This window comes from Streptomyces sp. NBC_00249, assembly GCF_026342355.1.
Classification (GTDB): Bacteria; Actinomycetota; Actinomycetes; order Streptomycetales; family Streptomycetaceae; genus Streptomyces.
The window spans coordinates 490,213-502,658 of the sequence record NZ_JAPEMV010000003.1 but is presented as its reverse complement, the minus strand read 5'-3'; the positions used below and the strand labels follow the sequence as shown (position 1 = coordinate 502,658).

Annotated in this window: 7 protein-coding genes; 3 read left to right on the top strand and 4 right to left on the bottom strand. The window is 72.6% G+C overall.

The annotated features are described in order from the left end of the window. Positions 1 to 9 precede the first annotated feature (9 nt). Both OOK31_RS16455 and OOK31_RS16450 read right to left on the bottom strand, forming a co-directional pair. Positions 10 to 1,884, bottom strand: coding sequence for a glycoside hydrolase family 15 protein (locus tag OOK31_RS16455; protein ID WP_267087971.1), 1,875 nt, complete (start codon positions 1,882 to 1,884; stop codon positions 10 to 12). Positions 1,885 to 1,997: 113 nt separating this feature from the next. Next, positions 1,998 to 3,155: a DUF1266 domain-containing protein gene (locus OOK31_RS16450; RefSeq protein ID WP_267087970.1), complete on the bottom strand. Its 1,158-nt coding sequence runs from the start codon at positions 3,153 to 3,155 to the stop codon at positions 1,998 to 2,000. Between the two features lie 106 nt (positions 3,156 to 3,261). On the opposite strand from OOK31_RS16450, the gene OOK31_RS16445 reads away from it, so the two are divergent. Both OOK31_RS16445 and OOK31_RS16440 read left to right on the top strand, forming a co-directional pair. Continuing rightward, entirely contained in the window at positions 3,262 to 3,435 is a 174-nt protein-coding gene (locus tag OOK31_RS16445; RefSeq protein ID WP_267087969.1) for a hypothetical protein, read from the top strand. A gap of 90 nt (positions 3,436 to 3,525) precedes the next feature. Next, positions 3,526 to 4,323, top strand: a complete 798-nt coding sequence (locus OOK31_RS16440; RefSeq protein ID WP_267087968.1) for a 3-hydroxybutyrate dehydrogenase — start codon at positions 3,526 to 3,528, stop codon at positions 4,321 to 4,323. A gap of 23 nt (positions 4,324 to 4,346) precedes the next feature. Here OOK31_RS16440 and OOK31_RS16435 read toward each other — a convergent pair whose 3' ends face one another. Together OOK31_RS16435 and OOK31_RS16430 are read right to left on the bottom strand one after the other, a co-directional pair. Then, positions 4,347 to 7,061: a SpoIIE family protein phosphatase/ATP-binding protein gene (locus OOK31_RS16435; RefSeq protein ID WP_267087967.1), complete on the bottom strand. Its 2,715-nt coding sequence runs from the start codon at positions 7,059 to 7,061 to the stop codon at positions 4,347 to 4,349. Positions 7,062 to 7,135: 74 nt separating this feature from the next. Further along, positions 7,136 to 8,938 carry a VanW family protein gene (locus OOK31_RS16430; RefSeq protein WP_267087966.1) on the bottom strand — a complete coding sequence of 601 codons (1,803 nt, stop codon included), beginning with the start codon at positions 8,936 to 8,938 and terminating at the stop codon, positions 7,136 to 7,138. Between the two features lie 461 nt (positions 8,939 to 9,399). Here OOK31_RS16430 and OOK31_RS16425 point away from each other — a divergent pair, with 461 nt between their 5' ends. Beyond that, the gene (locus OOK31_RS16425; RefSeq protein WP_267087965.1) at positions 9,400 to 12,369 is read left to right on the top strand and encodes an alpha/beta fold hydrolase; all 2,970 of its coding nucleotides are present in this window, start codon (positions 9,400 to 9,402) and stop codon (positions 12,367 to 12,369) included. Positions 12,370 to 12,446 lie beyond the last annotated feature (77 nt).

The window sequence follows — 12,446 nt, the reverse complement described above, 5'->3', positions numbered from 1 at the left end:
GGAGACGCCCTAGCCGCGGCTCGCCGCGCGGTCGAGTTCCGTGTCGAGCGCGAGGGCCGCGGCGACCAGGGCGAGGTGGGTGAAGGCCTGGGGGAAGTTGCCCAGTTGCTCACCGGTGGGGCCGATCTCCTCGGCGAACAGTCCCACGTGGTTGGCGTAGGTGAGCATCTTGTCGAAGGCGTAGCGGGCCTGCTCCAGGCGGCCGGCCCGCGCCAGGGCGTACACGTACAGGAAGGTGCACAGGGAGAAGGTGCCCTCGGAGCCGCGCAGGCCGTCGGGGGAGGCGGCGGGGTCGTAGCGGTAGACGAGGCTGTCGGAGACGAGCTCGTCGTCCATGGCTTCGAGCGTCGACAGCCAGCGGGGGTCCTTCGGGGCGATGAAGCCGACCATCGGCATCAGCAGCAGGGAGGCGTCCAGGACGCTGCCGCCGTAGTACTGGACGAACGCCTGGCGCTCCTCGCTCCACCCGCGCGTCATGACCTGCCGCATGACGGCGTCGCGGGCGGCGGTCCAGCGGGGCACGTCCGCCGGGCGGGCGAAGGCGGTGGCCTGGCGGATGCCGCGGTCGAGGGCGACCCAGCACATGAGGCGGCTGTAGGTGAAGTCCTTGCGGCCGCCCCGGGTCTCCCAGATGCCCTCGTCGGGGCGGTCCCAGTGGTCGCACAGCCAGTCCAGTACGGCCGCGGCGCGCTGCCATCCGTCGTAGCCGCCCACGTCGGCTGCCCGGCCCGCCTGGGCGAGGGCGTAGTAGGCCTCGCCGTAGATGTCCAGCTGCAGCTGCCCGGCGGCCCCGTTGCCCGCGCGCACCGGGGCGGAGCCGCGCCAGCCCGTGAGGTGGCCGAGGACCTCTTCGGCCAGGTGCGGGTCGCCGTCGACGCGGTACATGATCTGCAACGGTTCGCCTCCGGGGGCTCCCCCGTCCTCGAGCCGGAGCCGGAGCCAGTGGCGGAAGGCGTTCGCCTCCTCGGTGAAGCCGAGGTCGAGCATGGCGCGCACGGCCAGGGAGGCGTCGCGGACCCAGGTGTAGCGGTAGTCCCAGTTGCGCTCGCCGCCCTCCTCCTCGGGCAGGCCCATGGTCGCGGCGGCGATCGGCGCGCCGGTGGGCGCGTACGTCATGAGCTTGAGAGTGATGGCGGAGCGGTTGACGATCTGCTGCCAGCGGCCGCGGTAGGTACAGCGTCCGATCCAGTCGTGCCAGAAGCGGCGCACGGCGGTGAACTCCTGCGCCAGGGCGTCCGCGTCGAGGGGCGGCGGGGCGGCGGCCCCCGCGTCGCACACCGTCAGGACGACGGCCGCGCGCTCGCCGGCGCTCAGGGTCGCCGTGGCCCGTACGTCGTCGCCGTCGGCCTCCGGCGCGAGGGAGCCGAGGGCCTGGAGGTGTGCCGTGACGCCCGGGCCGTCGAAGCGGGCGGTGGGGCCGTCCAGGGTGAGGTGGTGGGGGGCGCGGCCGTAGTCGAAGCGGGGCCGGCACTCCAGGGCGAAGCGCACGGAGCCGCGTACCACCCTCAGCACGCGCACCACCTGGTGCCGGTCGGTGGCGGTGTGGGGAGTGTGGACGGGCATGAAGTCGACCACCTCCCCGACGCCCGCCCGAGTGAGGAAGCGGGTGATGAGGACGGCCGTGTCGGCGAGGTAGAGCTGGCGGGTGACGACCCCGCCCCCGGCGCCCGGCCCGCCCGCGCCGACGGCGTCCGGGAGGTCCGGGGCGTCCGCGGTGAGGGAGAAATGTCCGCCGCGGTCGTGGTCGAGCAGTCCGGCGAAGATGCTGGGCGAGTCGAAGCGGGGCGCGCAGAACCAGTCCAGGACGCCCTCGGAGGAGACGAGCGCGCAGGTCTGGAGGTCCCCGATCAGACCGTGATCGGCAATCGGCGGATAGGGACGCATCAGCCCTCCAGGACGTGCAGGACCGTCCGGCGTCGGGCGGATGTCTTCCCGGCAGTCCCATTCTCGGACCGTCCACGGGTGATCGCCACGCGGTGCGGCACCGGCAGGCCGGCCTAGAGACTGATGGCGAGCCAGGGGCTGTCGGGATCGGTCGTCAGCTCGTGGTGGGCGACGACCATCTCCTCGTACCAGTCCCCGAACCGCTCCTCGTCGAAGTGCAGGCAGCGCCCGAGGACGAATCCGGCCGAGAGGTCCTCCCAGGAGCCGTACACGGCCCGGGCGGCCTCGCCCGCGCGTACGACGGCCTTCTCGGTCTCGGCGAGGGTCCCGAAGCGGGCGCCGAGGCCCCAGCGGGCCATCTGGGAGGCCCGGCCGTAGTCCCAGGCGAGGACGGAGCGGACGTACGCGCCGTCGGCCAGCAGTCCGTCGGCGCGGAAGCGTTCCTCGTAGCGGCCGATGCGTCCGACGAGCATGCGGCCCTGCCCGATCAGGCTCTCCAGTTCCCGGGCGGAGCCCGGGTTGCCGGTGCGGGCGGCGCTGCGCCGCATCCCGTCGGCCAGCTCCTGGCTCCACTCCTCGGGGGCGGGCGGTTCGCCGTGGTGCTCGTGCAGGACGTTGCGGACGTGCAGGGCGAGCTCCCACAGGGGGTCGACGACCTCACCGGCGAGGAGGCGTTCGGTGGAGGCGAGCCACTCCTCGCGGGTGGTGACGCCCCAGGAGTCGCGGAGCTTCTCCTGTTCGAGGAGGTAGCCCTGGCCCTGGTAGCCGAGGGCGTTCCAGAAGAGGCCGTTGCGTACGGAGAGGTGGGCGCCTGCCGCGAGGCCCAGGACGACGGGGGCGGGGAGCGGCCGGGCGGGCCGCAGCGTCTGCACCCGGCCCTGTTCCAGGCCGTAGCGGGTGGCGCGCTCGGCGTGCCGGGTCCAGCGGGCGCGGTCGGCGGCGGGGAGGTTGGCCTCGCAGGGGGTGCCCGGGTTGACGGTCAGGTAGGGCGGGTCCCCGTCCTCCCAGACGGCGGCGAACCAGCCGAAGTCCCTGCCGTGGAAGACGAGGTCGTCCGTCGGGTCGGGCAGGGCGCCCTCGGTCCAGACGTGCAGCTGCACGTCGTTGGCCGGGTAGAAGCGGACGGCGTCCGGTTCGGCGTCCACGTCCTGTCGGGGGGCGGCGAGGAAGAGCTCGCTGCGCGCGAGCACGTCGTGGTAGAGCGCCCAGTCCCCCTTCAACCTGGCCTCGTACAGCTCTTGTTCGATCACGCTCGGCGGGTTCCAGCTCATGGAGCACCCTAACCAGTGCCGATCTTCGTTCGGTCGACCGGACCGGGCCTCCTACACTGGTGCCCGCCCGGCCGAAGGTGCCGGCTTCAGGGGAGCGAAGTCCTAAGTGAGCAGCACCAGCAGCAGCGACGCGCCGATCTACGCCCAGCTCATACGGGAGCGCGGTGACGTACCCGGGCAGGTCCGGCGGGATGCGGAAGAGATCCTCCATGCCCTGGCCCAGGTGATGGCGGGCCGGCCTCCGACCGGGATGCCGGGCTGGCGGCCCACTTCGCGGTAGGCCCGGTGGTGGCGGACGCCATGGGTGGCGGGCCGACTGTGGCGGTGGCGCACATCGGCCGGTCCGGCGCGCTTGTCTAACGTTCGGGTCATGACGAGCGGATTCTCCACGGTGCCCGGGGTGACGGCTTCCGCCTCCGCGGGGGTCGATCTGACGGGGCGCGTGGCCTTGGTGACCGGTGGCGGCAGCGGTATCGGGCGGGCCTGCGCCGTGGCGCTGGCCTCCGCCGGTGCGCTCGTGCACGTCGTGGACGTGGACGGGCGGGCCGCCGGGGCGGTCGCCGAGCTCGTCGGCGGGCGGGCCCATACGGCGGACCTCGCGGATCCGGACGCCCTCGCGGGGCTGCCGGAGGCGGTGGACGTCCTGGTCAACAATGCCGGGCTGCAGCACGTGTCGGCCATCGAGGAGTTCCCGCCCGAGCTGTTCGAGCGGATGCAGCGGGTGATGGTCGGCGCGCCGTTCCTGCTGCTGCGGCGGACCCTGCCGCACATGTACCGGCGGGGCTGGGGCCGGGTGGTCAACATCTCCAGCGTGCACGGGCTGCGGGCCAGCCCGTTCAAGTCCGGGTACGTGACGGCGAAGCACGCGCTGGAGGGGCTCAGCAAGGTCACGGCCCTGGAGGGCGCCCCGTACGGGGTGACGAGCAACTGCGTGAACCCCGGCTACGTACGCACCCCCCTGGTGGAGCGGCAGATCGAGGCGCAGGCGCTGGCCCACGGGATCCCGGCGGAGCGGGTCGTCACCGAGGTGCTGCTGCGAGGCTCGGCCATCAAGCGGCTGATCGAGCCGGCGGAGGTGGCCGCGGTCGCCCTGTGGCTGTGCGGCCCGCACACCGGGCACGTGACCGGCGCCTCCCTCCCGATGGACGGCGGCTGGACGGCGGCGTGAGGGCCCGACGCGCTCGTGCGCCGTCAGAGGGGTTCGATGTCGTCGAGGAAGGCGGCGAGCGGAGGGTCGGCGGGGGCTTTGGTGCCGGGGGCGCCGGGGAGGGTCTGCTCCGCCCAGATCACCTTGCCGTACGGCGTGTAGCGGGTGCCCCAGTGCTCGCTGAGCTGGGCCACGAGGAAGAGTCCGCGTCCGCCCTCGTCGGTGGTGGCCGCGTAGCGCAGGTGCGGGGCGATGCTGCTGCCGTCCCAGACCTCGCAGGTCAGGGTGTGGTCGTGCAGGAGGCGGACCCGTACGGGGGCGCTGCCGTGGCGCAGCGAGTTGGTGATCAGTTCGCTGAGGATCAGTTCCGTGGCGAAGCTCAGCTCCGTCAGCTTCCATTCGTCGAGCTTCTTCGTGGCGGCGTTCCGGATGACGCCGACGGCGTCGGGCTGGAAGGGCACCTCCCACTGGGCGACCCGGTCGGGGCCGAGGGTGCGGGTGCGGGCGATGAGCAGTGCCACGTCGTCGGTGGGGCGGGTGGGCAGCAGGACCTCGAGGACGGCCGAGCAGCTCTCGTCGGGGTCGGTCCCGGGCCGGCTGAGGGCCGTGCGCAGCAGTTCCAGTCCCACGCCGATGTCGCGGGTGCGTTCCTCGACGAGGCCGTCGGTGTACAGGACGAGCTGGCTGCCTTCCGCCAGGTAGATCTCGGCGGTCTCGAAGGGCATGCCGCCGAGGCCCAGTGGGGGTCCGGTGGGCAGCTCCACGATCTCCGTGGTGCCGTCGGGGGCGACCACCAGGGGCGGCAGGTGGCCTGCCCGGGCCATCGTGCAGTGCTGGGAGACGGGGTCGTAGATGGCGTAGAGGCAGGTCGCGCCGAGTACGCCGGCGTTGTCGGCGTCCGCGCCGTCGCCGTCGTGGTCGTGGTCGATGCGCTGGACGAGGGCGTCGAGGCGGGCGAGGATCTCGTCGGGCGGCAGGTCGAGCGAGGAGAAGTTGTGCACGGCCGTGCGCAGCCTTCCCATGGTGGCGGCGGCGTGCAGTCCGTGTCCGACGACGTCGCCGACGACGAGGGCGACGCGGCTGCCGGGCAGCGGGATCACGTCGAACCAGTCGCCGCCGACCCCGGACTGGGCGGGCAGGTAGAAGTGCGCGACGTCGACGGCGCTCTGCTCGGGCAGGGCGCGCGGGAGCAGGCTGCGCTGGAGGGTGACGGCGAGTGCGTGCTCGCGGGTGTAGCGGCGGGCGTTGTCCATGCTGACGGCGGCGCGGGCGACGAGTTCCTCGGCCAGTGAGAGTTCGTCCTCGTCGAAGGGCTCCGGTTTCTCCGAGCGCCAGAAGTTGACGACGCCGAGGACGACGCCCCGGGCCTTGAGGGGGGCGGCGATGAGGGAGTGGATGCCGTAGTCGACGATGGCCCGGGCGCGCGGGGGGTCCTGGGCGTGCCAGCCGGGGGCGTCGGCCAGGTCGGGGACCAGTTCGGCGCGGCCGGTGCCGTAGCCGCGGGCCTGGGGGGTGGACGGCAGGAAGTCGATCAGCCGGCCGCGCGGGTAGAGGGGGTGGTCGGGCCGGATGCCGCTGACGGCGGTGCGACGCATGTCGGCGCCGGGTCCGGGTTCGTCGCCGTCGAGGACGGCGTCGGCGAGGTCGACGGTGGCGTAGTCCGCGAAGCGCGGTACGGCCACGGCGGCGAGTTCCTCGGCCGTGCGGACCACGTCGAGGGTGGTGCCGACGTCGCCGCCCGCGTCGTAGAGCAGCTTGAGCCGTCTGCGGGCCGTGTCCGCCCTGGTGGTGAGGACCTGCATCTCGGTGGAGTCGCGGATGGTGACGGCGGTGCCCTCGGGGCGGCCCCGGGGGTGGGTGGGCCGCTGGTTGACGACGAGCAGCCGGTCCCCGGTCTCCAGTACCTCGTCGGTGGCGACCCGGCCGGACAGCAGCAGGTCCGCCATGCGCTGGTCCAGGCCCGGCACCTCGCCGATGTGGCGGCCCTCGGCGTCCTCCGGCAGGCCGAGGAGCCGTTTGGCCTCGTCGTTGGCGAGCAGTAGCCGGCCTTCGCCGTCGGTGATGAGCACGCCTTCGCGGACGGAGTGGAGCACCGCGTCGTGGTGCTCGTACATGCGGGTCATCTCCTGCGTGCCGAGCCCGTGGGTCTGGCGGCGCAGCCGTCGGCTGATGAGCGCGGTGCCGCCGGTGGCGAGGGCCAGGCCGGTGGCGATGGCCAGGAGGATGACGGGGAGCTGGCGGTCGACGACGCCGGTGACGTTCTTGACGGTCAGGCCGGCGGACACCAGTGCGACCACCTGCCCGTCGGGGGCGGTGACGGGCACCACGGCCTGGATCTCCTTGCCCAGGGGGCCCTGCACGCTCTCGGTGTGGACCTGTCCGGCGAGGGAGGGCTCGATGGTGCCGACGAACCGTTTCCCGATGCGGTCGGGCTGCGGGTGGGTGTAGCGGATGCCCTGGGTGTCCATGACCACGATGAAGTCCACGCCGGCGTCCTTGCGCGTGGTCTCGGTCAGCGGTTGCAGGATGGCGGACGGGTCGGAGGTCTTCAGCGCGGGCTGGAGGCCCAGGGAGTGGGCGAAGGTCTGGGCGACGGCCACCGAGCGGTTGCGTGCCTCGCGGTCGATGTCGTGCCGGGTCTGGAGCAGCAGGGCCAGCAGGGCTCCGGCGGCGAGCAACACCACGATCGCCACCTGGAGGACGAATACCTGTCCGGCGACGCTCCTGGTCCTGCTGCCTAGGGGAGACCGCACCGGCATGCCCGGCACGGGTGGCGAGGAAGGGTCACGAACCAGTTGTAGCACTTCCCGGGGGCCGGGGCCCCCGACAGCGGCTAACTCGCGGTGCGGGCGGTGTCGCCGGGCGTGGCGGAGGGCGCGGAGGGGGTCTGCGAGCCCTGCGGGGGCTGCGGGCTCTCCGAGCCCTGCGGGGTGCAGGTGACCTCGTCGCGCGGGGTGTAGTGGGTCTTGAACTCCTCGTTCTTCACCTCGTGGCCGCCTTGGACGAAGATACGGCCGACGGAGACGTCGAATCCTTCGAGGGGGGTCTGGACCTCGCAGGTGGGGCCGCTGCCGGTGCGCTTGCCGGGGGGCGTGACGTTCGTGCGGGGGCCCTTGGTCGCGCGTATCTCGTCGTACTTCTTCGTGCCGAGGAGGGTGATGGTCAGCGAGGTGTCGGTGGACTCGGCCTTGACGTAGAGGGCGTGGCCGGAGTCGTTGAGCCAGCGCAGGTCGAGGGTGCCCCAGGCGACGGTGGCCTCGCGGCCTTCGGGGTAGCGCTCGATGTAGAAGGAGTGCGCGCCGTGCTCGACGGGCTTGACGCCGGCGAAGAAGGCGGCGTTGTACATGGTGGTGGCGACCGCCGAGACGCCGCCGCCGGGCGATTTCACGTACTGGCCGTCGTTGATCATGATGCCGTCGACGAAGCCGTTCTCCTTGGTCCGCTCGCCGACGGTCTTGTTGAAGCTCCACTCCTGCCCGGGCAGGACGACGGAGCCGTTGATCAGCTCGACGGCGCGGCCGATGTTGGTGGTGCGGTACGGGGCGGCGGGGAAGGCGACGGTGAAGGAGGAGACCTTCTCCTTGATGCCCAGGCGCTGCGCGTCGGCGGCGGTCAGGCCGGGCTGGACCGTCCGGGTGGCCACCTCGCCGCTGCGGGCCGCGCCCGTGCGGGTGAGCAGGGGCATCACGGTCCGGCCGAGCGCGGCCTCGGTGACCTGGATGCCGGGGCGGCCGTCCTGGACGACGACGCGGCCCGCGGGGTCGACGTCCAGGGCGGCGTCGCGCGGGCTCCGGGCGGCTTCCCCGACGGGCCCGGCCACGGCGGGGTCGGCGAGCAGGCCCTTGGAGTCGAGGTCCGGCACCAGACGGCCCTGGCCGTCGGCCTTCATGCTGAGGTGCTCGCCGAGGACGGCGGCGCTTATGGGTATGCGGGTGCCGGCGACGGTGATCGTGACGGGGCCGGACATGGCGGGCCCCGCGAACTGGCGCATGGCCCGTCCGGTCTCCTCGGCCCCGACGCGCGGCTCGGTGCGCTCGACGGGAAGGACGACGGGGGCGGTGTCCTCGCGCAGGTAGGCCGCGCGCAGGGTGGTGAGGGCCTGGTCCTCGACGAGGGTGACGCCGCCCCGGGGGGCGACGGTCTTCGCGGCTCCCCCGTCGAAGGCGATCAGGCCGTCGCGGGCCTGCTGCCGGGTGGTGGCGCCGAGGCGGTCCACGGCGGCCCTGGCGGCGTCCTCGTCGACACGGACCACGGGCTCGACGTCGCGGTCGCCGGAGGCGAAGAGCCTGCCGATGACGGTGACGGGGCCGTGGCCGCTGTGCGCGGCGCGGTCGACGGTGGCGCCGGTGTCGAGGGACAGCCCGAGCGTGGCGGGATCGGCCTGCTCCACGCGGTCGCCGATCTTCATGGCGACGGGCGCGGCGGCGGTGGGGCCGAGCTCCCGGTCGAGCGCCTGGCGGGCTTCGGCGCGGCTCATGCCGCCGAGGTCGATGCCGAGGACCCGCGTGCCCTGGTCGATGTCGCCGCCGGTCACGAGCCCGGTGACGTAGAGGCCGCCGAGCCCGAGTACGACGGCTCCGCCTGCCACCGGCAGGGCGATCCGCCAATTGCTCGTCCAGTTGCCCGCGCGTCCCATGTGTCTCCTCGTGGCGCCGACCGGCCGAGCGGGGCGCGGGCCGCCGCTGGCAGCCCCTAGATGACGTTTCCGGACTACGACGATCTCGCGAAAACGTCCGTTTTGGGGCTCAATGTAACGATTACCACAGTGACCGGACAGGCCTCTTCCGGCCGCGGGATCCGAATATCCGCAGGTCAGGGGCTCAGGAGGGGCCGGTTCCGTACGCCAGGACGCGGCCCTCGACCGCCCCGGGGGCGGAGGCGGTCCATGATCGTGGCGGGGGGCTGCAGCGGTCCATGATCGCGGCGGGCAGCGGAGTCCCGCCACGGATTTCCGCCCGGCGCGGGCGCCCCGCGCAACCGCGACTGTCTCGTTCTGGCCCCTCAGGTCGTCCCTCATGCATCATTGACCCGGCTGCTTCTTCATCTGCGACCGAATTCCATCTGCTTCAACACGCTTTATGGCTGCGGAGGTTCGCGATGGCGGTACGGACACGCGTCCACCTCGTGCTCGTGCACGGCCTGTTCTCCTCGGCGAAGGTGTGGAAGGCCTTTCACTCGCTGATCACCACCGATCCGGAGCTGTCCGACTGGGTCAGCGTCCACCGCTTCGAGTACGACTCCCCGATGGTCCGGCTCCGGCCCGACCGCCGGGTCGCGGAGACCGACGACGTCGCCGACCAGCTGGGCACGTACCTGGAGACCCGGCTCGCCGATGCCGAACGGATCGTGCTGGTGACCCACAGCCAGGGCGGGCTGGTCGTCCAGCGCTTCCTGGCCCGCAAACTGTGGAACGGCGAGGGCGCGGAACTCGCCCGGATCAAGCACTTCACCATGTTCGCCTGCCCCAATACCGGTTCGGGCTTCTTCCTCACCGTCCGCAAGTTCCTCAAGCTCTGGCGCAACCCGCAGGAGCAGCAACTGCGTCCCTTCGACCGGGCAGTGACGGAGGCTCAGCGCACGGTGCTGAGCGCGGTGGTGCACGCCCGCACGCACACCGACCAGGAGTGCCCCATCCCGGTCCGCGCCTACGGGGGCTCCGCCGACGACATCGTCCCGCCGGTCGTGGCCCGCGGGGTCTTCCCCAAGGGCGGGGTGGTCACCGCCGACCACTTCTCGATCGTCCAGCCCGCCGACCGCACGGCGGACTCCTACATGGCCGTACGCGGAGCCCTCCTCGAAGCGGCCCGGGACCGTCGCCCCGAGGAGGAGTTCGCCCCGCTGCCCCTCGGGGCGTCGTCCGCGCGGCCCCTCTCCCCGGCCGAGGCCTCGGGGCGGCCTTCGCTGCCGCCGCCCGCCGCAGGGGAGATGGACCTGGCGCCCTTCCCGCCGCCGCCGTACGGGCAGCTGGAGGATGGCCAGTTCAAGGGCCGGGACCGGCACAGCCTGGCCTCGTCGCTGCTGTCCGGGCAGTCCCCGCAGCAGGTGCACGTCCTGGCCGGTCTCGGCGGGTCCGGCAAGAGCCGGCTGGCCCTGGAGGTCGCCGACCGCGCCCAGCGCGCCGGACACCGCGTGTGGTGGGTGTCGATGCCCGAACTCAACCTCCGCATGCGGATGATGGCGCACGATCTCGGCGCCCCCTCGATCGTGGTCGAACGGGCCTGGCGGCTCGGCAACTCCATGGACCTGGTCTGGAAGCTGCTCGGCGACTGCCCCGACCCCTGGCTCCTGATCTTCGACAACGTCGACGACCCCGCCCGGCTCGGCCCCCAGGACGGCCTGGTCTCCGACGGCACCGGCTGGCTGCGCAAGCCGCCGAACGCGCGCGGCACCGTCCTGGTCACCAGCCGGGTGCGCCGTCAGCAGACCTGGGGCGACTGGAGCACCGTCCACCAGGTCCTGCCCCTGCACGAGGACGACGGCGCCTCCCTGCTGCTGGAGCGGACCGGGGGCCTGGGCGGTACGAACGAGGACGCCCGCAGGCTGTCGCGGGAGCTGGGCGGGCTGCCGCTGGCGCTGCGCCACGCCGCCGACGTGATCAAGGCCGTCAACGGGGGCCACGTCTCCCTGGACAGCGACATACGGGACTTCGACACCTTCCGCCGGACCTTCGCCGCCCGGGTCGAGACCTCCGCGCACCAGGCCGGACCGGACCTCAGCGAGCTGCTGGGCCGGGAGATCGTGGAAAAGGTCTGCGGGATCGCCCTGGACCTGCTGCGCCGACGCGAACTGGCCCGCTCCGCCACCCTGCTGAAGGTCCTCGCCTGCCTGAGCATCGCCCCGATCCCCTACCGCTGCCTGCTCGGCGGCTCCACCCTCGGCGACTCCCCGCTGTTCCCCGGTGCCACCCCGGAGCGGAACCGCATCGCCCTGACCGGCCTGGAGGACTTCGGGCTGGTGGACGCCTACCACCGCGAGGGCTTCGCGGAACACGACCTGGCCCACGTACTGACCCTGCACCCCGTGGTCCACGGCGTCCTGCGGGAGGACGAGGAGGTACGGGACCGGTCCGCGGACTACTACGGACTGGCCGTACGGATGGTCCTGTCGGCCACCCACCACCGCAATCCCGACCACCCCACCAACTGGCCGCTGTGGTCCGCGCTCGCCCCGCACGCGATGGAGGTCGTCCGGGCCTGCCTGATCGGCGAGCTCAAGCCGTCCGACCGCACCGTGCGGACCGCCGCCCTCGAACTGGCCCGGCTGACCTCCCGCTACCTGATCGCCATGGGGCTGCTGACACCCGCGTACGACTTCGTCCACCCGCTGATCGAGGGCTGCGCCTCCTTCGGCTTCGACCGCGACGACCGGGAGATCCTGGCACTGCGGCACGAGCAGGGCCGCATGCACCTCGAAGGGGAGCGGCTGACACTGGCCGAGGAGGAGCTGCGGCTCGTGGTCGAGGTGCGCACCCGCATCCTCGGGGAGAACGACGCCGACACCCTCGCGAGCAGGCACAAGCTCGCCCGCGCGATCAACGAGCAGGAGGGGGACCGGAAGAAGAACGAGCAGGTCGAGCAGATGCTGCGGTCCATCGTCGAGGCGGAGGAGAACGTCCGCGGCCCCGAGTACTACGACACGCTCGTCGTACGCCACACCCTCGCCCGGGCGCTGATCACCCTCGACCGCTACGCGGAGGCGGAGGAGGAAGCCCGGCAGATCCTGGACATCAGCCGCCGCAACCACTGGCCGCCGTCCACCCCCGAGATCCTGCGGGTACGGGAGACCATGACGCACGCGCTGCTGTATCAGAACCGCCACCGCGAGGCGGAGCACATCATCCAGGAGGCCCTGCACGACGCGTCCCAGCCCCCGGACTCCAACCTCGTGATGCGCCTGCGGTGGACCCACGTCCTGGTGCTCCTGCCCATCGTGGGCCGTACGACCGAAGCGGTGAACAAACTGCGGGCACTGGTGCGCGACCTCGACCGGGTGGTGGCCTCGGAGCATCCGCTGTCCGTGCAGGCCAGGGCGGTGCTGGAGAAACTGGACCGGGAGATGCCCAACTGAAACCCGCCGTTTTCGGGGCCAGTTGCGCGGAACTCCACCGTCGGTGGCGGGCTTGCGCGTAGCCTGACGGTGCCTCA

Coding starts and splice junctions, on each gene's coding strand:
- OOK31_RS16455 (WP_267087971.1), bottom strand. CDS start 1,884: ATGCGTCCCTATCCGCCGATTGCCGATCACGGTCTGATCGGGGACCTC.
- OOK31_RS16450 (WP_267087970.1), bottom strand. CDS start 3,155: ATGAGCTGGAACCCGCCGAGCGTGATCGAACAAGAGCTGTACGAGGCC.
- OOK31_RS16440 (WP_267087968.1), top strand. CDS start 3,526: ATGACGAGCGGATTCTCCACGGTGCCCGGGGTGACGGCTTCCGCCTCC.
- OOK31_RS16435 (WP_267087967.1), bottom strand. CDS start 7,061: ATGCCGGTGCGGTCTCCCCTAGGCAGCAGGACCAGGAGCGTCGCCGGA.
- OOK31_RS16430 (WP_267087966.1), bottom strand. CDS start 8,938: ATGGGACGCGCGGGCAACTGGACGAGCAATTGGCGGATCGCCCTGCCG.
- OOK31_RS16425 (WP_267087965.1), top strand. CDS start 9,400: ATGGCGGTACGGACACGCGTCCACCTCGTGCTCGTGCACGGCCTGTTC.